The organism is Streptomyces sp. NPDC049915 (assembly GCF_040656475.1).
Classification (GTDB): Bacteria; Actinomycetota; Actinomycetes; order Streptomycetales; family Streptomycetaceae; genus Streptomyces.
In genome coordinates, this window is record NZ_JBFAMH010000041.1 from 15633 (window position 1) to 40825 (window position 25193).

Consider the following 25193-nt stretch of genomic DNA (forward strand, 5'->3'; position numbering starts at 1 on the left):
GGTTCACGACAGCCGCCGGCCGCTCACTCCTCGCGGGAGAGCAGCGGCTCCACCCGTTCGTACGCGGCCCAGTCCCGGAAGTGGCGGGTGTACAGGTCGGCGTCACGGCCGAGGTCGGTGTCCTCGGCCTCCTTGACGTCGACGATCGCCTTCAGCCGCCAGCTGACCGTCTGCCCCTGATCGTTGAGGTAGTCGGTCTCGGCCTCACGCGCCCGCCGCTCCACCCGCTGCCGGGCGGAGGTCTCGTCGGGTGCGTGCACCAGGACGACGTTCTCCTGGAACAGGGGCTCCCCGGCGCCGGTGGCCTCCATCACCACCAGCGCCACGAAGGGCAGTACGTCGGATGTCTCGCTCACGTGATCCACGCTACTTGTCGAAGCGGCGGTCGTTCAGCAGCTTCCACGCCTTGACGTCATCGCGGTCACCGCGCTGCTTGCCGTCGTAGATCTGCCCGAGGCTGCGGGAGAGACGGTCGCTCGGGAACTCCCGGCGGATCGAGCCCTTCTTGCAGCGGGAGATGAACTTCGCGGCGATCTCGTCGAGGTTGTCCCCCGCCCGGCAGTCCCGGCCGGCCACCAGGCCCGCGTCGTCGGCCGCCTGCACGACGGGGACGGATGCGGGGGCGGCGGACGCGGCGGGCACCGCCAGGCCTCCGAGGGACAGCGCGAGCAGGGCGGGTGCCAGGACACGGCTCAGTGTCTTCATATCGGTCCTCCTGTCGAACGGTTCATCACGAACGCGTCCGACTTTTCCACCGACATCGGCCGACTCCGCGCCCTGGCAGCCCGGTTGGCAGTCCCCCGTCAGTCACCGGGTGACGGCGGCCCACCCGCACGCCGCTAGCTCAGGACAGCCCCCAGCACCCGAGCCGCCCGCTCCACGTCCGCGAACCCCACATACAGCGGGGTGAAGCCGAAGCGCAGAACGTCAGGGGCCCGGTAGTCGCCCACCACCCCCCGCTCGATCAGGCGCTTCATGACGTCACCCGCGTCCGCGCACCGCAGCGCGACCTGGCTGCCGCGCTCCTCGTGCGCCACCGGCGTGACGGACTCGACCCGACCCGGGCCCACGTACTCCTCGACACACGTCAGGAAGAAGTCCGTCAGCGCGAGCGACTTGGCACGCACCGCCTCGATCGGCACCCCGTCCCAGACGTCCAGCGCCGCCTCCAGCGCCAGCATCGACAGGATGTCCGGCGTGCCCACACGCCCCCGCAGCGCACCGGGCGCCGGCGCGTACTCGGGGCGCATGCCGAACGGCTCGGCGTGGGAGTTCCAGCCCGGCAGCGGCGAGTCGAAACGGTCCTGGAGCGAACGGCGCACGTACAGGTACGCCGGCGAACCGGGGCCGCCGTTGAGGTACTTGTACGTGCAGCCGACCGCCAGGTCCACCCCGTGCTCGTCCAGCCCCACGGGCAGCGCCCCCACGCTGTGGCACAGGTCCCACACCGCGACCGCGCCCACCGCGTGCACCGCCGCCGTCAGCGACGGCAGGTCGTGCAGGCGCCCGGTGCGGTAGTCGACGTGGTTCAGCAGCACCGCCGCCGTACGCTCCGACAGCGCCCCCGGCACCTGCGCCGGCGTCACCGCCCGCAGCGTGCACCCCGTCAGCCGGGCCGCCGACTCGGCGATGTACCCGTCCGTGGGGAACGTGGAGGCGTCGACGAGGATCTCGTGGCGTCCGTCCCCGGCCAGCCGCACCGCGCCGACCAGCGCCTTGAACACGTTCACGCTGGTCGAGTCGCCCACGACGATCTGCCCCGGCGCCGCGCCGACCAGCGGCGCGATCCGGTCGCCGATCCGCTCGGGCGCCGTCCACCAGCCGCTCTCCTCCCAGGAGCGGATGCGCAGCTCGCCCCACTGGCGGCGGACGACGTCCTCCACCCGGCCCGGGACATGCGCCGGCAGCGCGCCGAGCGAGTTGCCGTCCAGGTACACGACGTCGTCGAGCACGAACCGGCCGCGCACGTTTGCGAGTTCGTCCGCGGCATCCAGCTTCTCCGCCCGCGCGCCCAGCTCCGGCACCGCGGACGCTCCATTCGGCTCAGACATGGGACCTGGCCGTCCACAGCTCCGGGAACACGTTCTTCTGGGCGCGCTTCTCCAGCCACGCCACCCCGGCCGAACCACCGGTGCCCTGCTTGGCGCCCATGGCGCGGCGCGTGGCCGTCAGGTGGTCGTTGCGCCAGCGCCACACCAGCTCCGCGACATCCGTCAACGCCTCGCCCAGCCGGGCCAGTTCGCCGCTCTCGTCGCCGGAGTAGATCTCCGCCCAGGCTTCCTCGACGGCGTCGGACGGCTCGTACTTGCGGGACACGTCCCGCCCGAGCACGGACGCCGGAACGGCGTACCCGCGCCGCGCGAGCAGCCGCAGCACCTCGTCGTACAGCGACGGCTCGTGCAGCGCCTTCTCCAGTTCCGCGTGGACGCGGGGCGCGCCGCGGTGCGGCACCAGCATGGACGCGGACTTCTCGCCGAGCAGGAACTCCAGCCGCCGGTACATCGCGGACTGGAAACCGGAGCCCTCGCCGAGCGCGGACCGGTAGGAGTTGAACTGCTGCGGGGTGAGTCCGCCCAGCGGCTTCCAGGAGGCGTTCAGCGCCTCCAGCTCGCGTACGGAACGTTTCAGCGCATCGATCGCGACCGGCACCCGGTCCTCGCGCAGGGCGCGCGCGGCCGTCTCCCATTCATGGACGATGACCGTGAACCACAGCTCCATCACCTGGGTCGTGACCAGGAAGACCATCTCTCCGGGATCGTCGGAGAGGGTGTGCTGGAGGTGGGTGAGCACGTCCGCCTTGACGTAGTCCTCGTACGGCGTGGTGCCCTCGAAGTCGAGATGCGGGGTCTGAAGCTCGTCGGACTGGTGAGCCTCGTGGGACATCGCTGTCTCCTGCTGTACTCCGGGTAGCGGTCCGCCCCTGCCGTTACCGACACGGGGGCCCCGGTCCCCACCCGCATCCTCCGCAATCACCGGGGAAACGGCAAGGCCCGCCCCGTCAAGGGCGGGCCCACCAGGGAGAACGCTCTAGCCCAGCGTCTGGGCCGCGGCCGGCGAGGAGTCCTTCAGGAACTGCGAGCAGCGCTCGTACTCCTCCTCCTCGCCGATCGCGTGCGCGGCCCGCGCGAGGCCGTGCAGGGCCCGCAGGAAGCCGCGGTTCGGCTCGTGCTCCCACGGCACCGGGCCGTGGCCCTTCCAGCCGTTGCGGCGCAGCGCGTCCAGGCCGCGGTGGTAGCCCGTCCGGGCGTACGCGTAGGACTCCACCGCCGCACCCCGCTCGAACGCGTCGTCGGCAAGCTGGGCCCAGGCGAGCGAGGACGCCGGGAACCGCGCGGCGACCTCGGCGGGCGGGGTGCCCTTGGCGAGGAGCTCACGCGGCTCCGGGTCGTCGGGCAGGTGGGTCGGGGGCGGACCCCCGAGCAGGTTCTCGTGAAGGGACATGGCGTCCAGTCTGTCACCGGGTGACGTTGAGGTACTTCCACGGTCCGGTGACACCGGCGTTCACGTTGTCCCCGTTGTAGCCGTCGACGTACACCGACCGCACCCGGGCGCGCACTCCGGCGGCGCCGTCGTTGTCGAGGGTGAGGTACATCTTGCCGTCGCTGCCGAGCTCGTAGAACTCCGAGAAACCGGTCTGCCAGGCGCCCTGGACGTACACCTGCAGGTCGATCCGGGTGCAGCGGCCCGGGTAGGCGTTGTGCCAGGTGGTGATCAGCGCGTCGGTGCTCTGGTGGTAGGTCTGGTACCAGGTGGTGCCGATCTTGGTCCACTTGTAGTGCCGGGACAGCGTGGTCGTCACCCCGGCGCGGGTGTACACACCCGACTTGGCCGACGCGTAGCCGTTGCGGGCGTCCCCGGCGAAGACCGCGGTGACGGTGGTGTCGCGGTTCATCCACATGGACGCCGACAGCTTGCCCTGGGCGTCGACCGTGCCCCGCTTGAGCAGCCGCTTGGGCTCGTAGCCCCACGGGTCGGCCCAGATCTCCACGACCCGGTTCCGGTACGTCGGGCCGAGGGTGGCCGTGTACGTCACCGTCGTGCCGTAGTTCACGACCGTGCCGTTGCGGTCGAGGCTGATCGCGGTCGCCTTGTGGGCGACGCCGACCCGTGCGATCGCGGCGGCGGCCGCGTGCTCGGCGTCCCCGGTGTAGGTCACCTTGTAGGTGACGGTGCCGGCCGCGGTCGGGGTGTCGGTGAAGGAGTACGCGCCGTTCGCGCCCAGCGGCTTGGTGCCGAGCGCCTTGCCGTTCGGTGCCTCGGCGTCGTACCGGGTCACGGTGAGCGGTGTCCCGGCGGGCAGCTGCAGGCTCGCGGTGACGGTGCCGGAGACGGTGAGCGCCTTGTCGAGCGAGGCGGTGGCCGGTGCCTTCACGGTGACGACGGGCGCGGACTTGACCGGCTCGTCCATCCGCTGCAGCCGCAGGGCGCCGCGGTCGTTGCGGGTCACCGCGAAGAGGCGGCTGCCGCCGGGCTCCCAGGCGAGACCGCCGTCGACCAGCTCGTCCCCGCTGCCGCTGCCGATGTAGCCGGTGCCGGGGAAGTCGTAGTGCCGCACGGCGGTCTGCTCACCGGGGCGGTAGACGAAGACGTCGTCGCCGTACGCGGCGTCGGAGCCCGCCGCGACGGTGCCGTCCGGGGCGACGGCCACGGCGGCGCCGTGGTACTCGCTCGGGTAGCCGGCGACCTGGGTGAGGTCCGAGGTCTGCCACACGGAGTGGCTGTTGCCCGGGTTGGCGGTGATCAGGCGGGTGCCGTCCGGCGTGTAGGCGAGGTCGTTCGTCATGCCGCGCGCCGCGTTCTGGTCCCCCTCGGCGCGCGCGGTGCGCACCGCGCTGCCCGTCGTCACGTCGTAAGTGGCCAGCGCGAAGCTGTTGGAGTACGAGCCGGCGGCGGCGATGACGTTCGGGTTCGCCGGCGAGGCGACCAGGCGCGGGGCGCCCGAGTAGGCGGTCTCGGTGTCCTGGCCCAGGGCCACCACCGGGTCGGCGCCGGAGGCGTCCAGCGAACCGATGTCGCCGTCGTCGTCGCCCCAGGCGCCGTTGGCGATGTCGCTGCCGTAGCCGAACCAGATCTTGCCGCCCGCGAGCGCGAGGAAGCGCGGGTGGGTGCCCTCGCCGGTCGCGTACCGGGCCTGCTCGGTGACCGCCTGGGTGTCCAGGGCGACGACGGCGTCGGCGCCGGGTACCGCGGCGTACAGGCGGTTCGCGTCGTCGGACAGGGCGAGGCCGGTGACGCCCGGCAGGGCGGAGGCGGTGGCCAGCACGGCGCCGGAGTAGTTGGTCGCGACGACCTTGCCGGCGGACGGATCGCTGATGAAGATCCGCTGGTGGACGCCGTCCACCACGACGTCGCCGGCACTCTTGAGCGGCAGCAGCAAGCTGCTGTCCGCCGCGGCGGAGCCGGCCGTGCCCGCGACGAGCGCCGCGGAACTGCAGAGGACCGCGAGCGCCGTCGCGGCCGAGAGAGAGCGCTTACGCACGATGTAGGAGACCCCCCAATGGTCCACGCGTCCCGACGGGGACGCGCGAAGCGCAGCGTAGAGCATGTCCCTGACATCGCGCGCGGGAGTATCACCTGTGCGGCGCCCCCGGCGCCTGTGACACGCCGAGGGCCCGGCGCCGTGCCGAAGCACGGACGCCGGGCCCTCGGTCGGCGGCGGGGCCGCTTACTTGATCTTGGTGCCGGTGGAGCGCAGGTGCTTGCAGGCCTCCAGGACACGGGCGGCCATGCCCGCCTCGGCCAGCTTGCCCCAGGTGCGCGGGTCGTAGGTCTTCTTGTTGCCGACCTCGCCGTCGACCTTCAGGACGCCGTCGTAGTTGGTGAACATGTGGGCGGCGACCGGACGCGTGAAGGCGTACTGGGTGTCGGTGTCGATGTTCATCTTGACCACGCCGTTCTCCAGGGCGGTCAGGATCTCCTCCTCGGAGGAGCCGGAGCCGCCGTGGAAGACGAAGTCGAACGGGGAGACCTTGCCGTACTTCGCGGCGACGCCCTCGTTCAGCTCCTTCAGCAGCTCCGGACGCAGGACGACGTTGCCCGGCTTGTACACACCGTGGACGTTGCCGAAGGACGCGGCGAGCAGGTAGCGGCCCTTCTCGCCCAGGCCGAGCGCCTCCGCCGTACGGATCGCGTCGTCCACCGTGGTGTACAGGGAGTCGTTGATCTCGTGCGTGACGCCGTCCTCCTCGCCACCGGTCGGGGTGATCTCGACCTCGAGGATGATCTTGGCGGCGCGGGCCTGCTCCAGCAGCTCCTGGGCGATCGACAGGTTGTCGGCCAGGGTCTCCGCGGAGCCGTCCCACATGTGGGACTGGAACAGCGGGTTCAGACCGGCCTCGACGCGCTTCTTCGACAGCGCCAGCAGCGGACGCACATACCCGTCGAGCTTGTCCTTCGGGCAGTGGTCGGTGTGCAGGGCGATGTTGACGTCGTACTTCTCGGCGACGATGTGCGCGAACTCGGCCAGGGCCACCGCGCCGGTGACCATGTCCTTGTTGTGCTGGCCGCCCAGGAACTCGGCACCACCCGTGGAGATCTGGACGATGCCGTCGCTCTCCGCCTCCGCGAAGCCGCGCAGGGCCGCGTGCAGGGTCTGGGAGGAGGTGACGTTGATGGCCGGGTAGGCGAACTTGCCTGCCTTCGCCCGGTCGAGCATCTCGTTGTAGACCTCGGGGGTTGCGATGGGCATCTGTCCGCTCCTTGTATGTGCGGGTGGGCGTGTGGTGCGTTACGGCCCTGACCTAGACCATGGGGGCGACGTCATCGTCGGCCCCATCTTCCCAGACTCGGCCGGAAGGTCCAGGCACGGTCCAGAGGGCGGTCAGTCCAGGCCCAGCTCGTCCTTTGCGTAGGCGTACAGATACGGCACCCCCGCGCCGTCCTGGATCTTCTCCGCGGCACCGGTCGCCCGGTCGACGATCGTGGCGACGGCGACGACCTCGGCGCCGGCCTCGCGCACGGCCTCGACGGCGGTGAGCGGGGAACCACCGGTCGTGGAGGTGTCCTCGACGACCAGCACGCGGCGGCCCGCGATGTCCGGGCCCTCGACGCGGCGCTGCAGGCCGTGCGCCTTGGCGGCCTTGCGGACGACGAACGCGTCCAGCTTCTTCCCGCGCGCGGCGGCCGCGTGCAGCATGGCGGCGGCGACCGGGTCGGCGCCCATGGTCAGGCCGCCGACCGCGTCGAACTCCAGGTCGGCGGTCAGGTCCAGCAGGACCTGGCCGACCAGCGGGGCGGCCTCGCCGTCGAGCGTGATGCGGCGCAGGTCGACGTAGTAGTCGGCCTCCAGACCCGAGGAGAGGGTCACCCTGCCGTGTACCACGGCCTTGTCCTTGATCTGCTGCAGCAGCGCCGCGCGAACGTCCGTCATGTCTGCCAGCTTAAAGGCGCCGCCAGCTCCAGGTGGTCGTGGCCTCCAGCGGCTCCAGGGGCGTGACCAGGCGCGGGGCGGTGTTCAGCCCGTTGGGCGGCCCGGTCTGCGGCTCCACGCACACCGCCTCGGCCTGCTCGTCGTACACGACGACCCACTCCTCGCGGCTGGCCACCTTCAGCTGGAGCTGCCCCGGCCAGGTGAGGGTGACGTCGACTCCGCCGGGCATCCCGAAGCAGTCGTCCCAGGGGCCGGGCCGCGGCTCGATCCGGTTGCCGGTGGGCAGGTGGTCGTCGCCGCGCTCCTCCTGCCAGGCGGGCGAGAAGTCCAGCGTGACGTCCTCGCCGCCCAGGTTCCGGTGGAACCAGGGGTGCCAGCCGATCTGCGCCGGGAACGACGAGTCGTACGTCTCGATCGACATGGTCAGCGTCAGGGAGTCCGGCGCGAGGGCGACGACCTGCGTGACCCGGGCGGGGTAGGGCCAGGGCTCGACCAGGTCGTACGTCAGGACGGCCTCGTCGGCGGTGACGCGGGCGGTCGTCCAGGCGGCGTCGCGGGCGGTGCCGTGGATGGCGTGCGGCGGGGCGTTCAGCGGCATCTGGTGCACCGTGGCGCCGTCCCGGAACCGTCCGTCCCGGATACGCCCGCACCAGGGCACCATCGGGAAGCAGCCGTAGCGGTCCCCTTGGCGCAGCAGCTCCACACCGCCGACCAGCACCGACCCGATCCGCCCACCGCTGCCGGGCCGCACGACGACCTGCGCGACCCCCGCGCTCAACGTGATGTCTTCGTTACTCACGGGACGACAGTACTGGGGGCGGGTCGGCGCCGGGGCGACGGGACGGCGGACGCCGCAGGGCCGGTTCGGGGGGCGGGGGGGGACTCCGGGGCGACGGTTCGGGGGCGGTGGACTCCGGGGCGACGGTTCGGGGGCGGTGGGACTCCAGGGCGACGGTTTCCGGGGCGGTGGACTCCGGGGCGCCGGTTCAGGTGTGGTGGGACTCCGGGGCGTCGGTTTCCGGGGCGGGGGTCAGCGGCGGCGGCGCAGGGCGCGGCCGACCACGATCGCCGATGCCACCACCGCCACCGCCGCGGGGGCCATCCAGCGCAGGGTGGACGTCGCCGAGCCCGCCTGCGGGGCCGGGACGGGGGCGTAGCGGCCCCGGGGCGGCGCGTGGTCGACCTCCTCGGCGCTGCGGCCGATCATCGTGCGCCGGGCGTGCGCGGCCTCGGCGGGCGGCCGGCCGGCGTCGGTGTAGTCCGCGCGGGCGTCGGCCTGCGCCTCGCCGTGGTCCGCCGCGGCCTCGGTCGGCGGCTCGGCGGTCTCGTCGGCGCGCGGGTCCAGCGACGGCGGCGGTACGTCGACGTCGAAGACGGACGGCGCCGGCGCGTCATCGGCGTCCGGCGCGGTGTCGAAGTCACTGGTCGCGGCCGGCTCGAAGTCCCCGGTGGACAGCTGCTCGGGTGACTCGGGCGCGTTGTCCGCGGCCCCGGTCGGCGCCGTCTCCTGCCCCAGTTGTTCCGCGAAGCGGGTCAGGAGGCGGGTGAGCGCCGCCTCGACCTCGTCGGCGGGGAACTCGGTGATGCGGCCGTCCGCCGTCGCGCCGCCCTCGAAGGTGAGCGTGGCGCCGCCCTCGGCGTCCGTGGCCCGCACGGTGAGCGTCAGCTTCACCGTGCCGGTGCCGCGCGCCTCCCCGGCATCGCCCTCGACCGCGCAGGAACCATCCTCGCGGCCGGTGACCCGCAGGGTGCCGCGGTAGGTGACGGAATGACCGCCGACCCGCAGCTTCAGCCGCCCGGCGACGTCCGTGCCGTCTTCCGCGCCTGCGTCCCGCTGGAGTCCGGGCACCGCCCGGGCGATCCGCGCGGGGTCGGCGAGCGCCGCCCGAAGCCGCTCGGCGGGGACCGGGACGAACACCTCATGCTCCATGTCGACGGAGCCTACCCAGCGGGCGGCGAACTGCACCCCCACGCGCCTGGATCCCCGCACCCTCCCCCTTGCGGACTACCGCGGAGGTTGCGGGAACCGCACGCCCACCGCACGGGGTGCGCCCGAGATCCGCCGCACGCGGGATTCGGCCCGGCCCCACGGTCCGTGACGTCGATGCCGAAGCGACCCGACCCGGGGAAGGGTACGGGTCCACCTCTCGGGGGAGAGGCGGGCCCCCACGCGTGCGCGCGAAACACCCTCCGCCTGGAGCCGGTCAGCCCCGGTACCGCGGATGCACCAGCGTCGACGGCGACAGCCCCGGCACCCGCGTGCCGGCCGCGGCGCGCGCGTCGGCGGCGAGCGCGCCGGAAGTCAGCGTGGCCGGACGGGGCCCGACGGGGTCCAGGCGCAGCGCGGGCGGCCGTGCGCCGGTACCGGCCAGGACGAAGCCCCAGTCCCCCGGCGGGTGCGCCGCCCCGGCTGTGCGGTCCGGTCCGGCCGCGAACCCGGAGTCCCGGCCGCCGACCCGGTAGGACACCGTGCGCAGCCCCGCCGCCCGCAGTGTCGATTCCACGGTCCAGAACACGCGGGGCCGCGCGGCGACCGGCCCGGCGTGCACGACGAGCCGCCCACCGGGGGCGAGCACACGCCGGGCCAGCCCGTAGAACTCCTGCGAGTACAGCTTGGTGCTGGCGGTGATGCCCGGATCCGGCAGATCCGCGATCACCACGTCGTACGACCCGGAGAGCGCCGTGCGCAGCCAGCCGAAGGCGTCGGCGGTGGTGACCGCCAGGCGCGGGTCGCCGTAGACGTGGTCGTTGAGCCGGGCCAGCGCCGGGTCGGTGCGGGCGAGGCGCACCACCTCGGGGTCCAGCTCGACGATCCGCAGCCGCCGCACGTCCGGATGGCGCAGCACTTCGCGGGCGGCCAGGCCGTCGCCACCGCCGAGAATCAGCACGCGTGCGTGCGGCCCGGCCATCGCGGGCTGGACGAGCGCCTCGTGATAGCGCCGCTCGTCGCGGCCGCCGACGCGCAGCCGGCCGTCGAGGAAGAGGTCGAGGGGGCGGCCGGCGGTGCCGCCGGTCAGGACGATCTCCTGGACCCCGCTCTGCACGGCGACGCGCACCCCGTCGCCGTACACGGCGTGCCGCGCGGCCCGCTCGAAGTCGTCGACCTCGGCGGCGGCGAAGGCGAGCACGCCGAGCACGACGAGACCCACGGCGAGCAGCACCCGCCGGGCGCGCCGGCTCAGATCGCGGCGGAACAGCCCGAGGACGAGCGCGCCACCGGCGACGACGTTGACCGCGCCGGTGAGCAGGGAGCTGGTCAGCTGGCCCAGCAGCGGCAGCAGCAGAAAGGGAAAGGCGAGGCCGCCGACGAGGGCGCCGACGTAGTCCGCGGCGAACAGGTCGGCCACCGCGCCGCCCGCGTCCTGGCGGCGGATGCGCTGGATCAGCTCCATCAGCAGCGGCACCTCCGCCCCGATGAGCAGCCCGATGGCGAGGGAGAAGGCGACCAGCAGGCAGCGCGGGCCGCTCGCCCACACCCCGCCCCACGCACCCGTCCAGGCGAACACGGCGTACAGGGCGAGCGCGCTGCATCCGCCGACGAGGGCCAGCGCCGCCTCCAGCGCGGCGAACCCGATGGCCGCGTGCCGGCGCAGCCGCTTGGCCGCCAGCGAGCCGACGCCCATGGCGAACACCATGACCGACAGCACGACCGAGGCCTGGGTGACCGAGTCGCCGATCAGGTACGAGGCGAGGGCGACCAGTTCGAGTTCGTACACCAGTCCGCAGGCGGCGCACACGAACACACCGGCGAGGACCAGGAACCGGCCCGTGCCCGGGCGGACGGGCAGCCGCGCGGGGCGGCCCCAGGGCGGCGGCGCGCCGGGCGGGGCGGGGGCGTGCTGTTCCATCACGCTTGTGACGTTACGTCAGAGGTCCGCCACGCTTCGTCACCCACACGCGTGGTGTTACCTCTTGGCGGGTTTGCCCGGCCGACGGCCGGTACCCGTACGGGTGCCGGCGCGGACGCTCCTAGGCCCTGTCGTCTGGATCATCCCGGCTGTGAGGTGCGGTGCCTTTCGGCCGACCCGAGCGGGGTCTGGTGCGTGCAGCTGCAAGGCGGAGGAGGGCGCCAACGCGGTGGGGGTCCCCCCTGCTCGAAGAGCTCGGGGGAGTGCGTACCAGACCCCGCGACGCCGGGATGATCCAGACGACAGGGCCTAGACCGCCGCCGGTACCCGGGCGCCGACCCTCGTGCGGGTGGCCACCAGTTGGCCGTCCTGGGGGTAGGCGTGCCAGGTGCGCCAGTGGACGTGACCGTCGTGGCCCTGCGCCAGCAGCGCCGTGAAGGCGTGCGGGCTGCCCGGGAAGACACCGGCCAGACCGTTGGGGTGGTCGGAGACCAGGGCCAGCAGTTCCTGCGCACGGCCCGCGAAGGAGCCCGGGGAGAGCACCTCGACGCGGGCGGCGAACTCGTACTCCCAGTCGCCGACGCGTTTGGCCACACCGAGCGGCAGGGGTGTGCTGCTGCCCGGGATACAGGCCACCGTCTCCGAGCACACACCCCGCTCCTCCTCCAGGAGTACCTGGTGGGAGGCGCCGAGCAGTCTCAACTGAAGTTTGGCGCCGGACAGTTCGAGGTCGAGCGTGGCCAGTGCGGGGAGCGGTTCGCGTCCCAGGGCCCAGGCGAGGTCGGCCGCGCGCGTGTCGGTGTAGGAGGTCTTCAGGGTCGTGAGCATGGATCGGCTCCGCAAGCACGCAAAGATCAGGGGGCGTTGGTCCGTCACACCCCGGTCGACACCGGGAGATCGGCCCGGTCAGCCCGGCGGGCAGGCGTCCGCGCGAGACGTCCTCGGGGCTGGGGTGGTGACTCAGAGGGAATCATGAACTGTGCGGCCGTCACAGCGTTTTTACCCAACTTCGGAGGGTTTCCATCCCTCAGAGGGCTGCAACGCTCAACTGTTCAACGACGGCGTACGCCCACCCGCGGAAGGCGTACGCGCGCCCACCGCACGTATGTCGGACGGTTCACCGCGGGGCCCGGACTCGAGCCCGGGCCCCGCGGCGCGGATGCGTTCCCCTGTTCGAGACTCGGCTGCCCCGTGTCAGCCGCTGCCTCCCCCGCATCCGCCTCCCCCGCAGGACGACCCGCCGCCGCAGGACGAGCCGCCGCCGCACGAGGAGTGGCCTCCCCCGCAGGAATGTCCGCCGTGCCCGGAGTGGCCACCGCCGTGGTGCCCGCCCGAGGACGAGCCGCACGACGACCCACCGGTGTCGCCCCCGCCGGCCCACCAGCTGTTGCCGGAGCCGCTGCTGCTGCCGTAGACGGTGCCGGCGGCGGCACTCCTACGGCCGTGGTGGCCCGCGGGCCGCCGAGTGGTCCGCCGGCCGCGGCGCGCGGCGGACACGACCACCGCGATCACCGCGAAGACGATCAGCACCAGGATGAAGCCGAAGAACACGCTCACGGCGTCACCCTCCTTCCGTGTCTCCCCCGTGGACCCGCGCCGGGCGCCGGCCCGGCGGGGTCCGGCGAGGCGTCCCCCGTCGGCCGCCCCGCTCTTGGTGTGACCGGGAGATGCCCGTCCCCGTCGCGACCCAAAGCAGAGTTGAGGAACTCCAGAGCTTCGGCGCAGGATGGCCCGCATGACCTCCAGCGCCCGCCCCCTGCTGAACCGCCGGCTCGCCGAGTTCGGGACGACGATCTTCGCCGAGATGTCCGCCCTCGCCCTGCGCACCGGGGCCATCAACCTCGGTCAGGGCTTCCCCGACACCGACGGACCCGAGGAGGTCCGCGAGGCCGCGGTGCGGGCGCTGCGCGACGGACGCGGCAACCAGTACCCGCCCGGCCCCGGCGTCCCCGAGCTGCGCACGGCCATCGCGGCGCACCAGCAGCTCCACTACGGGCTGGCGTTCGACCCGGACACCGAGGTGCTGGTCACCGCGGGCGCCACCGAGGCCATCGCGGCCGCCCTGCTGGCCCTGGTCGAGCCCGGCGACGAGGTCATCGCACTGGAGCCGTACTACGACTCCTACGCGGCCTGCATCGCCATGGCGGGCGGCACGCGCGTGCCGGTCACCCTGCGCCCGCACCTCGACGAGGGCGCCTTCCGCCTCGATCTCGACGAACTGCGCGACGCCGTCACCGACCGCACCCGGCTGCTGCTGATCAACACCCCGCACAACCCCACCGGCACCGTCCTCACCCGCGAGGAGCTGACCGCGATCGCCGAGCTGGCGGTGGAGCGGGACCTGCTGGTGGTGACCGACGAGGTGTACGAACACCTGGTGTTCGACGGCGCCGCCCATGTGCCGCTGGCGGCCCTGCCCGGGATGCGGGAGCGCACGGTCACCATCTCCTCGAGCGGGAAGACGTTCTCGTTCACCGGCTGGAAGGTCGGCTGGATCACCGCCGCGCCCGGTCTGGTCGCGGCCGTGCGCTCGGCCAAGCAGTTCCTGACGTACGTCTCCGCGGGGCCCTTCCAGTACGCGATCGCCGAGGCGCTGAACCTGCAGGAGTCGTACTTCACGGCCTTCCGCGAGGATCTGAGCGGCAAGCGGGACCTGCTCGCGACGGGCCTCGCCGAAGCGGGGTTCGGGGTGTTCCGGACGGCCGGCACGTACTTCCTGACCACCGACATCCGCCCGCTCGGCTTCGACGACGGGTTCGCCTTCTGCCGCGCACTGCCCGAGCGGGCGGGCGTCGTGGCCATCCCGAACGCCGTCTTCTACGACCACCGCGAGGCGGGCGCGCCCTTCGTACGGTTCGCGTTCTGCAAGCGCACGGAGGTGTTGCAGGAGGCGGCACAGCGGCTCAAGGCACTGGCCGGCTGACCGCGCCTCCGCCGCTCGGCCGACCGCACCTACGCCGCTCGGCTGTCCTCACCCCTGCTGCTCGGCGCCCGCGCGCCGGGCGGCGGTGACGATCTCCTCCAGCGCGGCGAGGTGCGCCTGGAGCGCCCGCCGCCCCTCTCGCGTGAGCGCGACCCAGGTGCGCGGCCGTTTGGCGACGTAGCCCTTGCGGACGCTCACATGGCCGGCCTTCTCCAGCGCGGAGACGGTCTTGCTGGTGACCGAGTCGGAGATGCCGCAGTAGTCCCGGAGCACCCCGAACTCGGCCTCCGTGCAGGAGGAGAGGTAGGCGACGAGCGCCAGCCGGGTGGGATGCTGCAGCTCCCGGTCCAGGGCGGGTGGCGGGGTGTCGGTCACGCGTGCTCCGTTCGTATGACGCGCCGCCCGAGGTCCAGGACGCAGACCACGCCGAAGACCACCAGCGCGCCGGACATTCCGTAGGGGATCGCGGCCAGCCCGCCCACGGCGATCGTCGCGGCCGGCGGCACCAGGATCCGCCAGGTCGGGCGCCCCTCCCGCCGGGGCCACGGCACGCTCCCGCCGTGCCTCACGCCCGCCCACATCAGGGCCATGAAGGCGACGAAGCCGGCCAGACCGAGCGCGAGCAGCGGGCCCGCCCACTGCTCGTACACCCCGGTGAGCCCCAAGGCGGCGAACTCGACGGCGCAGGCGGCGGCCTGCGCGATCACATAGCGGCGCGGTGTGCGCTGCGCGGCCCTGGCCGCCGCCTGGGCGTCGCGCGCGGCGTGCAGGGCCGCCGCGGCGGCGTGCGGGTCGTACGGCTGCTCCGTGCTGTGGGTCATGTGGTCCTCCCCGTGTCCGGGGCGGTGGTCGGTCCGCCCCCGTGCACCCCACTCTAGGAACTACTTTCCACTTCGGCAAGTACTTTCCCTCAACCGGGTCATGTGCGCGCCCCACCCACCTGGAGGCCTCCTGCCAGCCGCTCGCGCTGCTCGGCGCCCGCTCGGCGGCGACGCGTCGCGACTGATCGCTCCTGTGCCGCGGCCGCGGCCGCCGCCTGCGGCATCCACCGGTGCGCCGCCCTGCTGTACGGGTGCGCGGTCGCCGCCGCGGTGCGTGCCGCCGCGGGCCGGGAGAGGGTGCGGCGCGCGGCCGCGGAGTTTCCCACAGCCTGTGGACGGGCGCCGCGCTCGCGCCGCTCGGCCGGTCCGCGTATGTCCTGTGGGTCGGCCGACGCGCCGGCGACCCGCTCGGCGGCTACTTCGCCGCGCGGCGCCGGCGGGGCTCACGCTGCGACTTCCCGCGCGGCTCCCTGCGCTTCGTGCGCCATCTGCTGCTGCACGGCGACCACATCGTCTTCGCCGTGGCCCTGGCGCACACGGCGAAAGCCCGGCCCTGGCACGCGGCCGTGGTGGCCGGCGCCCTGGCCGGGCTGTCGTTCGCCTACGGCGCGTACCTGGCCGTGATCGCCCGTACGCCCCTGTGGTCCGGGAGGACTACTCCTCGCCCTCCTCGGGCTCGTCGGCGTCGTTGATCTCCTGCTCCAGTCCCAGCTGCTCGACGAGCCAGCGGTCGAACTCGATCGCGGCGCGCACCCAGCTGACGGTCGAGGAGACGAAGTGCTCCAGGCTGACGCCCATGCCGATCAGCATCTGCGCCTCGCCGATGAGGCGGACGGTGCCGTCGTCGTGGGTGTGGGTGTAGACCTTGGGCCACAGGGTGCGGCGGTTCCAGTCGTCGATGGACTCCAGCAGCTGGGGCTTCTCGTCGATCTTGTGGGGGCGGTCGTAGAACGTCCGCACCGAGAAGACCTGCTGGTCGTCCTCGCCGCGGAACATGAAGTACGTACGGAACTGCTCCCACGGCGCCGCGAGGTCACCCTCGTCGTCGACGACGTACTTGAGCTCCATCTGCTCCAGGAGCTGCTTCACGAGGTCCTGATCCGGGACGACGGGGCCCGCCGGTCCTTGCGGCTGCGGCTGGGGCTGGCCCCCGAAGTTCGGAATCGAGGACGGGTCGATGGTCACCGTGAATTTCCCTTCGTACGGATTCCGCCATCCTCCCCCAGAGGGGGAGGGGGGTGGCAAGCCCCGACGGGGCCTGTCAGCCCTGGGCTGACATGATCCGGCCGGTCGGGCGAGAGCACCGCGAGCGGGAAGGGCACGGCATGCCCCGAAGAGGGAACCGGTGGGGGCTGGTGGCGGCGGTCGCGGTCCTGCCGGTACTGGTCCTGATACGGCTGGTCACGGCGGTGGTGCGGTTCGCGACCAGCGACTGTCCGCTGGGCGGCGCCCCGGAGCAGACTTCGTGCACCGAGGCCCTCGCCTTCGGCGGGGCGAGCCTGCCCGACGGCGCGTACGACATCGACTGCACGGTGCGCACCTGGCTGGACACCGACTACCTCGTCACCTTCCGCATGCCGCGGTCCGACGTCACCGGCTGGCTGACCCGCACCTACCGGGAGCAGCCGGAGACGCGGCTGTGCCGCGAGGGCGCGGATCTGTGCCTGAATCTGAACAGCGACGCCCACCCGCCGCCCGCCGGCGCCGGGGCGACGCCGTGACGGTCGACGTGACCTACGAGAGCACGTCGACCGCACGCGTGCGGTTCCCGGCGTTCACCGTGTGACGCCGGCAAGCCCGGTCAGCCGGTGGCCGGCAAGATCCCCGCCGCACCCGGTGTGCGCGATGATGCGGGGATGCGCATACCGAAAGCGGTGCGGTGGGGGTTGTGGACCCTGTGGTGGGGCTCCCTTGCGTTCTCCCTGTGGTTCCTGTGGGCGCTGTACGTCGTCCTCACGACCGACATCTGAGCCGTCAGAGCGTCTTGCCCGTCGCCGGGCCGACCAGCAGCCCCTCGCCGAAGCGGTCCACCCGGACCGTGTCGCCGTCCTTGATCTCGCCGGAGAGGATCTCCTTCGCGAGCCGGTCCCCGATCGCGCTCTGCACCAGGCGGCGCAGCGGCCGGGCGCCGTAGGCCGGGTCCATTCCCTCGTCGGCGAGCCAGGCCAGCGCCTCGGGCGTGACGTCGAGGGTGAGGCGACGCTCGGCGAGCCGCTTGGCCAGCCGGGTGATCTGCAGCTCGGCGATCCGGCTCAGCTCCTGCTTGGTCAGCGCCGAGAAGACCACCAGGTCGTCGAGCCGGTTGAGGAACTCCGGCTTGAAGGACGCCCGTACGACCTCCAGCACCTGCTCCTTCTTCTCCGCCTCGCTGGTCAGCGGGTCCATCAGGAACTGGCTGCCCAGGTTGGAGGTCAGCACCAGGATGGTGTTGCGGAAGTCGACCGTGCGCCCCTGACCGTCCGTCAGGCGGCCGTCGTCCAGCACCTGGAGCAGGATGTCGAAGACCTCCGGGTGCGCCTTCTCCACCTCGTCCAGCAGCACCACGCTGTACGGCCGCCGCCGCACCGCCTCCGTCAGCTGGCCGCCCTCCTCGTAGCCGACGTATCCGGGCGGGGCACCGACCAGCCGGGCGACGCTGTGCTTCTCGCCGTACTCCGACATGTCGATGCGGACCATCGCCCGCTCGTCGTCGAAGAGGAAGTCGGCGAGCGCCTTGGCCAGTTCGGTCTTGCCGACACCGGTCGGGCCGAGGAAGAGGAAGGAGCCGGTCGGGCGGTCGGGGTCGGCGATGCCGGCGCGTGAACGCCGTACCGCGTCCGACACCGCGCGCACGGCCTCGCCCTGCCCGATCAGCCGCTTGCCGATCTCGTCCTCCATGCGCAGCAGCTTCTGCGTCTCACCTTCCAGCAGACGCCCGGCCGGAATGCCGGTCCAGGAGGCGACGACGTCGGCGATGTCGTCGGAGCCGACCTCCTCCTTGACCATCGTGTCCCGGGCCACCTCCTCCTCGGCCTCGGAGGCGGCCTCCAGCTCCTTCTCCAGGGCCGGGATCTCGCCGTACAGCAGCTTGGAGGCGGTGTCGAAGTCACCGTCGCGCTGCGCCCGTTCGGCCTGGCCGCGCAGGTCGTCCAGCTTCTCCTTCAGCTCACCGACCCGGTTGAGGGACTGCTTCTCCTTCTCCCAGCGGGCGGTCAGGCCGCGCAGCTCCTCCTCCTTGTCGGCGAGGTCGCGGCGCAGCTTGTCCAGGCGCTCACGGGAGGCCGCGTCGGTCTCCTTGCTCAGCGCCAGCTCCTCCATCTTCAGCCGGTCGACGACGCGCTGGAGTTCGTCGATCTCGACGGGCGAGGAGTCGATCTCCATGCGGAGGCGGGAGGCCGCCTCGTCGACCAGGTCGATGGCCTTGTCGGGCAGGAAGCGGGAGGTGATGTACCGGTCGGACAGGGTGGCCGCGGCCACCAGCGCGCTGTCGGCGATCTGCACCTTGTGGTGCGCCTCGTAGCGGCCCTTCAGACCGCGCAGGATGGCGATGGTGTCCTCGACGCTCGGCTCGGAGACCAGCACCTGCTGGAAGCGGCGCTCCAGCGCGGGGTCCTTCTCGATCCGCTCGCGGTACTCGTCGAGCGTGGTCGCGCCGACCATGCGCAGCTCGCCGCGCGCCAGCATCGGCTTGAGCATGTTGCCGGCGTCCATGGCGGAGTCGCCGCCGGCTCCCGCGCCCACGACGGTGTGCAGCTCGTCGATGAAGGTGATGATCTGCCCGTCGGAGTCCTTGATCTCGGCGAGGACGGTCTTCAGCCGCTCCTCGAACTCACCCCGGTACTTCGCACCTGCCACCATCGCGCCCAGGTCCAGCGCGACGAGCCGCTTGTCCTTGAGCGACTCGGGCACGTCGCCCTTCACGATCCGCTGGGCGAGCCCCTCGACGACGGCGGTCTTGCCGACGCCGGGCTCGCCGATGAGGACGGGGTTGTTCTTGGTGCGGCGGCTGAGCACCTGCACCACCCGCCGGATCTCGGTGTCCCGCCCGATGACCGGGTCGAGCTTGCCCTCACGGGCGGCGGCGGTGAAGTCCGTGCCGAACTTCTCCAGCGCCTTGTACGCACCCTCCGGGTCCGCGGTGGTCACGCGACGCCCTCCCCTCGCCTTGCGGAACGCCTCCTGGAGCTTGCCTGCCGTGGCGCCCTGCCGGGTGAGCACCTCGCCGGCCTGACCGCCCTTGGCGGCGATGCCGATGAGCAGGTGCTCGGTGGACAGGTATTCGTCGCCGAGCTCCTTGGCCCGGGCCTGGGCGTCGGCGATGACGGCGAGCAGCTCGCGGTTGGGCTGCGGCGGCGCGACGGTGGAGCCGGTCACGCTGGGCAGGGAGGCGAGCGCCTTCTCGGCCCCTGAGCGCACGGCGGCCTGGTCGGCGTCGACGGCGGCCAGCAGATCGACGATGTTCTCGTTCTCCTGCCCCTGGAGCAGCGCGAGGAGCAGGTGAGCAGGGGTGAGGTCCGGATGTCCCTCGGTCACGGCCCGATTGCCGGCGGCGTTGATCGCGTCCCGGCTCCGGTTGGTCAGCTCGGCGTCCACGTTCGCTTCTCTCCTCCTACGCGTGCTGGGGTCAGCCGTCTCCCCGTACTGACTCAGTCAACGTACACAAAGTTGAGTCTATTCCACTCAAGGCAGGGAGGGGAGAGCTGACAGGGCGGCGGTCCGCCACCGCTGCGGGTAGGTTGCGTCCCATGACCGCGTACCCCCAGGACCCGGGCGCACCGGACGAGCCGTATCTCGCCTTCTGGCGGGAACGGCACCTGTGCACCCTGACGACGCTGCGCCCCGACGGCACCCCGCACGTCGTACCGGTCGGAGTGACCTACGACCCCGAGGCGCGGCTGGCCCGGGTGATCACCAACAAGGCGAGCGCGAAGGTGGCGCATGTGCGGGCCGCCGGCCCCGCGGGCGCGCGGGTCGCCGTCTGCCAGGTCGCCGGCCGGCGCTGGGCCACGCTGGAGGGCCGCGCCTTCATCCGCACCGAGACCGACCGGGTCGCGGAGGCGGAGCGGCGCTATGCGGAGCGCTACGAGCGGGTGCCGTCGCCGAACCCGTCGCGGGTGGTGATCGAGATCGAACTGGACCGGGCCATGGGCCGGGGATGAACGGCGCACACGCGCACAAACTGCAGCGGCGTCACCGTGTTCAGGTCACGGTGACGCCGCTGCGGGGGGAAGCACCTGAGCGATCTGTTACGACGGGGGAATCGCGTCAGGCACTGCGGGGGGTGGCCGAGATGGTCCGCACGTCGGAGATGTCCGGCTCCGACAGCCGGTGGTCGCGCTGGTCGAGGTTCACAAAGATCATTCCGTACCGGATGGCACACCGCACAGGCTGCGGCGCCCCCCGAGGCCGCCGCAGACACCGGTACGCCCGCACGTCGCCTTCGTCGTCGCGCGTGACGACGACCGGCTCACCGAACACGGTCACCATCAGCGAATCCCCGTTGTGGGGGATGGCGGTGACCAGATCGATGAAGTGCCAGCCCGATCGGTACGCGGTGGCCATTTCCCGTCGGAAGGAACGGTCGTCAGGTGGAGTCGCCATCATCTGCCCCCAGCACCGTCTGCCGTAGCCACGGACTCGGAGGACACCGCCACCGCCGGCCACTTACTGTCCGCTCGATCGTCGCCCTTCGTACCGGCGTGGCCACCCAGAGCTCCGAGGGCCACAACGGCGGAGAAGGTGGCGACAAGTATCGAGCGAAGCACTCTTTTCCCCATAGTCGGCTTCGTCCTCACTTGAAGGTCCCCTCTTCCCCCGTCGAGTACGACGATGGCTCATTCAGGCACGTCATGGCCACACAATCGGTGCATCATGTTCCTGCATGTTCAGGACCCTGGGGGGTGGAGATTTGATGTCGAATCGGTCCAAGACGGCACATCCCCATGCGGCGAACGAACTCTGCGAGGAGGGTAGCCGCCTTTACGCCGGTGCCCTCCGCGAAGGCCGTATCTCCCGCTCGGAGGCGGAACCCGCCCCTTGCCTGATGGAGTTCGCCCTGCTCCACCCCGATCCCGACGACCCGGACTGGCTGCGTCCGGTCCCCCCGGCGCTTGCGCTCGCGCAGCGTTTGCTGCCCATCGAGCGGGAGATCGCGGAGCGCCGGCGGTGGGCAATCGAACTGTCCGATGCTTTTGAGCCGTTCATGGCCCTGAGCGGAAACATGGCGTCGGCCACCCATTCCATCACCGTGCTGGAAGGCAGCGACCGGATCAACGCGGCGCTCGACCTGGCCACCGCCCAGTGCCAGGCCGAAATGCTCACGGTGCAGCCCAGCAACCGCTTCACCGAGCGCACCATCCGTCAGGGGCTGGACCGTGACACCGCCCTGGTCGACCGCGGTGTGCGGATCCGGACCCTCTACCAGCACACGGTGCGCTTCAACCTGGAGCAACTGGCCTACGTGGGCCAGCTCGCCAACGGCAAGGTGGAGTACCGCACGATCGACGAGCTGGTCGAGCGCCTCATCATCTGCGACGAGTCCGTCGCGTTCATCCCGGCCCGGGACGACCAGCAAGTGGCCCTGGAACTGCGCAACCCGGCACTCGTCCGCTACCTGATCAAGGTCTTCGAGTTCATGTGGAACCGTGCCGTGCCGCTGAGCGCCGGGGCGCCCTACGAGACCGCCCCCGACGGCATCACGGAGATCCAGCACTCCATCGCCAAACTGCTCGTGGAGGGCCACGTCGACGAGGCCATCGCCCGCCGCCTCGGCATGAACGTGCGCACCTGCCGGGCCCATATCGCCAAGCTGGCCGCCGCCCTCGGCAGCGGCAGCCGGGCCCAGCTCGGTTATCTGATAGCCCAGTCCGGAATCCTCAACAAGGAGCAGTGAGGCGGCACAAGCCCGGCCGCCTCATCCGACGGACGGGGTCTCCTGGCACGGAAAGGTGAGGTGGGCCGGGGTGTCCAGGCCCACCTGGGCGATGCGGACGCCGAGTTGGGTACGGCTGGCCGCGCCGAGGGTCTCCGAAAGACGGGCGATGTGGGCCCGGCAGGTGCGGACACTGATGCCGAGACGCTCGGCGATGACCGCGTCCTGGTGCCCCTCCGCGAGCAGCGCCGCGATGGACTGCTCGCGGTGCGAGATGCCCTCGATGCCGCTGTCGGGGATGGGCGCGTTCAGCGGGACGCCCAGGCGCCACAACCGCTCGAAGACCGTGACCAGGTAGGAGATCAGGGCCGGGTGACGCAGTTCCAGGGCCATCGTGCGCTCGGCGTTCGCCGGGATGAAGGCCACCGTGCGGTCGAAGAGGATCAGCCGGTCCACGACCTCGTCGAGCGTGCGCGCCTGAACGGCGTCGCCCATCAGCTCCAGATACGTCAGCAGGCCCTGCCCGTGCCGTGCCACGTGGTTGTACAGGTCCCGCATGCGCACACCCCGGCCGCGCAGGGCCAGCGCCCGGTGCAGCCCCTCGGACAGCTCGTGCTCACGGCGGATGCCGCCCGGCTGCACGGTCAACACCTCGGTCGTGCACGCCTGCGTCGCCTCGTCCATCGCCGCCTGGATCCGCGCAAGGCCGTCGAGCACCCGGATCGCGCTGCCCTCACCCACCCCGGGTCCCGCCGCGGGCGTACGGCCACCGAGGCCGGCGTACCACTCGACGGCGGCCACCGCCGCGCCCACCCGGCGCTGGCTGTCCGCGACCTCGTCGTACACGCCGCGCAGCAGCCGGGTCATGACCTCCTGGGGCGCGGTGGGCACCAGCCAGTCCATGTCGTCCGGATCGGGGTGCAGCAGCGCCAGATCGAGCAGGCAGGGCACCTGCTCGGCGTCCCGGCGCGGCACCCGGCCGCGCCGCACCGCCCGGGAGTACACCCGGTCCCCCGCCGCGCACAGTCGGTCGGCACCGTGCGGGTGCTCCTCCGTCCCGTGCCCGGTCATCGCCCACTCCACCCCCGGTTCACGCCTCTTCGCAGCGCAACTATGCGCGGACGGAGCGTGCGGTGCAACACGGCTCGGGCGCGCGTGACCGAGGGAAACCACCGGTTCGTACCGCTATCTCCCGGCCTTTCGCCGCCCTTGGCCGCGCGGCCATGACGGCCGGACCTCTCCCCTTCGGTGAGCTGCGGCCCGACAATGCCGGACATGGTCCGTGCAGGGCGTACGACACCGACGTACCCGCTGATCGCGGTCGTCCGGGCGGCCGCGCTCGTCCTGGCCGGCGCCATGGGCGCGGCCGGGTGCGAGGCGACCGCCGGCGCGCCGCCGAGTGCCTCCGCCCGCCCCTCGCCGCGCGCTCCGGGCGAGCACCGGGACGGGCACCTGGTCTTCACGGTGCTCGCCCTCGGGTGCGGGCTGACCGCCGTGGCCGGCACGCACAGCGAGGCGCAGCCGGACGGGCAGTTCTGCACCGCCCGCCTGCGGGTGCGCAACGCCGACCCCGCCTTCCACACCTACGTCGCAGCGCAGCAGCGGCTGGTGAGCGCCGGCGGGGCGCTTGCGCGGCCGGACTCCTTCGCGATGGCGGTGCGCCGCCAGCACGAGCGGGTCGAGATCGGCGGGCACGACCTCATCGAGATCGAGGTCTGGTACGACGTCCCGAAGCGGGCGCGGGTGACCGGGCTGCGGGTGACCGGCGACCGGGACCCGGACGGCTACCTCAGCGGTGCGACGGTCCCGCATGCCCCGGACGGCGTGTTCGTGCCCCTGGCCCCGGCCACGGGGCCGTGACGGACGCCTGCCGCGGCCGGCTTCGTCGTGCCGGCCGCTTTGCGACCGCCAACGCGCAACGGCTGACGCGCGGGCGGCTCAGGCGCGGGCGGCTACTTCAGCCCGATCGCGGAGCACGCCGAGGCGTACTTCGCGGTGCAGATCTCCGGCACCTTGTAGATGCCGTCCTTGACGACCGTGCTCTTGATGTTGCTCTTCGTCAGGGCGACCACGCTGACCAGCTGGGCCGGAACGTCCTTCTGCGTGGGGCTGTCGACCGTGTCGCCGGCGAGCGCGTCGAACTGGATGTCCCTGCCCTGCACCTTGGCGACGGCCATCTCCGCGGCGGCCTCCGCCTCGGTCGGGTAGGGCTTGTACACGCTCATGTACTGGTCGCCGGCCACGATCCGCTGCACCGCGTCGAGTTCGGCGTCCTGCCCGGTGATCGGCGGCAGGGTGGAGACACCGGCCGCCTTGAGGGCCTTGATGATGCCGCCGGCCATGGCGTCGTTGGCGGAGTAGACGCCCGCGATCTTCTTGGCGCCGATCGCGGCGATCGCCTCGGCCATGTTGGCCTGTGCGTTCTTCGGGTCCCAGTCCTTGGTGTCGTAGGACTTCGCGATCGTCACCTTGCCGTTGAGCTCGCTGAGCGCGCCCCGCTTGAACTGACCCGCGTTCGGGTCGGTCGGCGAGCCGTTCATCATGACGATCCGGTCGGAGGTGTCGGCGCCCTCACCGAGGGCGCCGAGCAGGGTGCGGCCCTGCACCTCGCCGACCAGTTCGTTGTCGAAGGAGACGTACGCGTCGATCGGGCCCTCGGCGAGGCGGTCGTAGGCGATGACGGGGATGCCCGCGTCCTTCGCCTTCTGCACCTCGTCGGCGATCGCGTGCGAGTCGACCGCGTCCAGCAGGATGACGTCGACCTTGTTGTCGATCATCTGCTGCATCTGGGTCGCCTGCCGGGACGCGTTCTGCTCGGCGTTGGCGTACTCGACCTTGCCCTGGTTGCGGGTGAGGGAGGCGACCTTCGCGGCGATGATGGGGTGGTCGAACTTCTCGTACCGGGAGTTCACCTTCTCCGGCAGCAGCAGACCCACGGTGACGGCATCGCCCTTCGTGGGCCTCGCGGTGGCGCCGCCCTCCGTCGAGTTGAGCATGCTGCAGCCGGCAAGCGTGAGGATCATCGTGGACGCGGCCACGGTTATGGCGGTACGACGCATGCGGGGGCTCACTTCGGGTGCGGTACGAAACGCGGGTGCAGCGGCACGACCCACGTGACTGAAAAGCCAACGCGGGAGCGCCACCTTGCGTCAAGACCGGCCACCTAACGAGATGGCAACATCACGCTCCGCTCAGTCCGTGAAGGCGGGGAGAACCCCTGCCGATTCACCGCCAAACACCCTTTACCGACCCTTCACGAGCGGGGGTTCACCTTCACGGAACAGCACAGATGACCGAACGTTTTCGGCCATCTGCTCGGGCTCGACCGGGCCGTGCGCACAGCGCGAAGGGGCCCGGAGGCGGATCGCCTCCGGGCCCCTTC

The 25193-nt window shown here is 72.0% G+C and carries 26 protein-coding genes; 6 read left to right on the plus strand and 20 right to left on the minus strand.

Annotated features, from left to right (window positions below; all coding sequences use genetic code 11):
• Positions 1–23: 23 nt before the first annotated feature.
• From AB0J12_RS36870 to AB0J12_RS36930, 13 genes are all read right to left on the minus strand, one after another.
• The gene (locus tag AB0J12_RS36870) at positions 24–356 is read right to left on the minus strand and encodes a DUF4288 domain-containing protein (RefSeq protein ID WP_363269105.1); all 333 of its coding nucleotides are present in this window, start codon (positions 354–356) and stop codon (positions 24–26) included.
• Positions 357–366: 10 nt separating this feature from the next.
• A complete protein-coding gene (locus tag AB0J12_RS36875) occupies positions 367–705 on the minus strand; it encodes a hypothetical protein (protein ID WP_363269106.1) in 339 nt (112 codons plus the stop codon).
• A 134-nt stretch (positions 706–839) separates the two neighbouring features.
• Positions 840–2051, minus strand: a complete 1212-nt coding sequence (kynU, locus tag AB0J12_RS36880) for a kynureninase (protein ID WP_363269107.1) — start codon at positions 2049–2051, stop codon at positions 840–842.
• On the minus strand, positions 2044–2883 hold the full coding sequence (locus tag AB0J12_RS36885; RefSeq protein ID WP_363269108.1) for a tryptophan 2,3-dioxygenase family protein: 840 nt from the start codon (positions 2881–2883) through the stop codon (positions 2044–2046). The genes kynU and AB0J12_RS36885 overlap by 8 nt, the downstream gene beginning before the upstream one ends.
• A 144-nt stretch (positions 2884–3027) precedes the next feature.
• Positions 3028–3441 (minus strand): DUF3151 domain-containing protein, encoded by a 414-nt coding sequence (locus AB0J12_RS36890; RefSeq protein ID WP_363269109.1) that lies wholly within the window; start codon positions 3439–3441, stop codon positions 3028–3030.
• A 13-nt stretch (positions 3442–3454) separates the two neighbouring features.
• A complete protein-coding gene (locus tag AB0J12_RS36895; protein WP_363269111.1) occupies positions 3455–5479 on the minus strand; it encodes an Ig-like domain repeat protein in 2025 nt (674 codons plus the stop codon).
• Between the two features lie 186 nt (positions 5480–5665).
• On the minus strand, positions 5666–6688 hold the full coding sequence (fbaA, locus tag AB0J12_RS36900; protein WP_363269112.1) for a class II fructose-bisphosphate aldolase: 1023 nt from the start codon (positions 6686–6688) through the stop codon (positions 5666–5668).
• 132 nt (positions 6689–6820) lie between these two features.
• A complete protein-coding gene (gene pyrE / locus AB0J12_RS36905; protein WP_363269113.1) occupies positions 6821–7369 on the minus strand; it encodes an orotate phosphoribosyltransferase in 549 nt (182 codons plus the stop codon).
• 10 nt (positions 7370–7379) lie between these two features.
• Positions 7380–8168, minus strand: coding sequence for an aldose 1-epimerase (locus AB0J12_RS36910; RefSeq protein WP_363269115.1), 789 nt, complete (start codon positions 8166–8168; stop codon positions 7380–7382).
• A gap of 231 nt (positions 8169–8399) precedes the next feature.
• Positions 8400–9299 carry an SRPBCC family protein gene (locus AB0J12_RS36915; protein WP_363269117.1) on the minus strand — a complete coding sequence of 300 codons (900 nt, stop codon included), beginning with the start codon at positions 9297–9299 and terminating at the stop codon, positions 8400–8402.
• Positions 9300–9573: 274 nt separating this feature from the next.
• Positions 9574–11220, minus strand: coding sequence for a polyamine aminopropyltransferase (locus tag AB0J12_RS36920; protein WP_363269118.1), 1647 nt, complete (start codon positions 11218–11220; stop codon positions 9574–9576).
• Positions 11221–11526: 306 nt separating this feature from the next.
• On the minus strand, positions 11527–12045 hold the full coding sequence (locus tag AB0J12_RS36925; protein WP_363269119.1) for a DUF2617 family protein: 519 nt from the start codon (positions 12043–12045) through the stop codon (positions 11527–11529).
• Positions 12046–12411: 366 nt separating this feature from the next.
• The gene (locus AB0J12_RS36930; RefSeq protein ID WP_363269120.1) at positions 12412–12774 is read right to left on the minus strand and encodes a hypothetical protein; all 363 of its coding nucleotides are present in this window, start codon (positions 12772–12774) and stop codon (positions 12412–12414) included.
• Positions 12775–12943: 169 nt separating this feature from the next.
• On the opposite strand from AB0J12_RS36930, the gene AB0J12_RS36935 reads away from it, so the two are divergent.
• Positions 12944–14140, plus strand: coding sequence for a pyridoxal phosphate-dependent aminotransferase (locus AB0J12_RS36935; RefSeq protein WP_363269121.1), 1197 nt, complete (start codon positions 12944–12946; stop codon positions 14138–14140).
• A 48-nt stretch (positions 14141–14188) separates the two neighbouring features.
• Here the strand turns inward: AB0J12_RS36935 and AB0J12_RS36940 are convergent, their stop codons facing one another.
• Positions 14189–14515 carry a transcriptional regulator gene (locus AB0J12_RS36940; RefSeq protein ID WP_363269122.1) on the minus strand — a complete coding sequence of 109 codons (327 nt, stop codon included), beginning with the start codon at positions 14513–14515 and terminating at the stop codon, positions 14189–14191.
• On the minus strand, positions 14512–14961 hold the full coding sequence (locus AB0J12_RS36945) for a hypothetical protein (RefSeq protein WP_363269124.1): 450 nt from the start codon (positions 14959–14961) through the stop codon (positions 14512–14514). Before AB0J12_RS36945 ends, AB0J12_RS36940 begins: the two co-directional genes overlap by 4 nt.
• A gap of 230 nt (positions 14962–15191) precedes the next feature.
• Here AB0J12_RS36945 and AB0J12_RS36950 point away from each other — a divergent pair, with 230 nt between their 5' ends.
• Positions 15192–15653: a hypothetical protein gene (locus AB0J12_RS36950; protein ID WP_363269125.1), complete on the plus strand. Its 462-nt coding sequence runs from the start codon at positions 15192–15194 to the stop codon at positions 15651–15653.
• Here AB0J12_RS36950 and AB0J12_RS36955 read toward each other — a convergent pair.
• Entirely contained in the window at positions 15616–16146 is a 531-nt protein-coding gene (locus AB0J12_RS36955; RefSeq protein WP_363269126.1) for a YbjN domain-containing protein, read from the minus strand. The genes AB0J12_RS36950 and AB0J12_RS36955 overlap by 38 nt on opposite strands.
• 140 nt (positions 16147–16286) lie before the next feature.
• Between AB0J12_RS36955 and AB0J12_RS36960 the strand changes: the two genes are divergently transcribed.
• Complete coding sequence (locus tag AB0J12_RS36960) at positions 16287–16682, plus strand: hypothetical protein (RefSeq protein ID WP_363269127.1); 396 nt, start codon at positions 16287–16289, stop codon at positions 16680–16682.
• A 253-nt stretch (positions 16683–16935) separates the two neighbouring features.
• On the opposite strand, the gene clpB is transcribed toward AB0J12_RS36960, so the two are convergent.
• Positions 16936–19533: an ATP-dependent chaperone ClpB gene (gene clpB, locus AB0J12_RS36965; RefSeq protein WP_363269128.1), complete on the minus strand. Its 2598-nt coding sequence runs from the start codon at positions 19531–19533 to the stop codon at positions 16936–16938.
• Between the two features lie 152 nt (positions 19534–19685).
• Here clpB and AB0J12_RS36970 point away from each other — a divergent pair, with 152 nt between their 5' ends.
• Positions 19686–20099: a TIGR03618 family F420-dependent PPOX class oxidoreductase gene (locus AB0J12_RS36970; RefSeq protein WP_363269129.1), complete on the plus strand. Its 414-nt coding sequence runs from the start codon at positions 19686–19688 to the stop codon at positions 20097–20099.
• A 106-nt stretch (positions 20100–20205) separates the two neighbouring features.
• On the opposite strand, the gene AB0J12_RS36975 is transcribed toward AB0J12_RS36970, so the two are convergent.
• Entirely contained in the window at positions 20206–20541 is a 336-nt protein-coding gene (locus AB0J12_RS36975; RefSeq protein ID WP_361634932.1) for a hypothetical protein, read from the minus strand.
• Between the two features lie 310 nt (positions 20542–20851).
• On the opposite strand from AB0J12_RS36975, the gene AB0J12_RS36980 reads away from it, so the two are divergent.
• Positions 20852–21832, plus strand: coding sequence for a helix-turn-helix transcriptional regulator (locus tag AB0J12_RS36980; RefSeq protein WP_363269130.1), 981 nt, complete (start codon positions 20852–20854; stop codon positions 21830–21832).
• Between the two features lie 21 nt (positions 21833–21853).
• On the opposite strand, the gene AB0J12_RS36985 is transcribed toward AB0J12_RS36980, so the two are convergent.
• On the minus strand, positions 21854–22882 hold the full coding sequence (locus AB0J12_RS36985; protein WP_363269132.1) for a helix-turn-helix transcriptional regulator: 1029 nt from the start codon (positions 22880–22882) through the stop codon (positions 21854–21856).
• Positions 22883–23086: 204 nt separating this feature from the next.
• Between AB0J12_RS36985 and AB0J12_RS36990 the strand changes: the two genes are divergently transcribed.
• A complete protein-coding gene (locus AB0J12_RS36990; RefSeq protein WP_363269134.1) occupies positions 23087–23671 on the plus strand; it encodes a hypothetical protein in 585 nt (194 codons plus the stop codon).
• A 92-nt stretch (positions 23672–23763) separates the two neighbouring features.
• Here the strand turns inward: AB0J12_RS36990 and AB0J12_RS36995 are convergent, their stop codons facing one another.
• Entirely contained in the window at positions 23764–24870 is a 1107-nt protein-coding gene (locus AB0J12_RS36995; protein WP_363269136.1) for a substrate-binding domain-containing protein, read from the minus strand.
• Between the last annotated feature and the right edge of the window lie 323 nt (positions 24871–25193).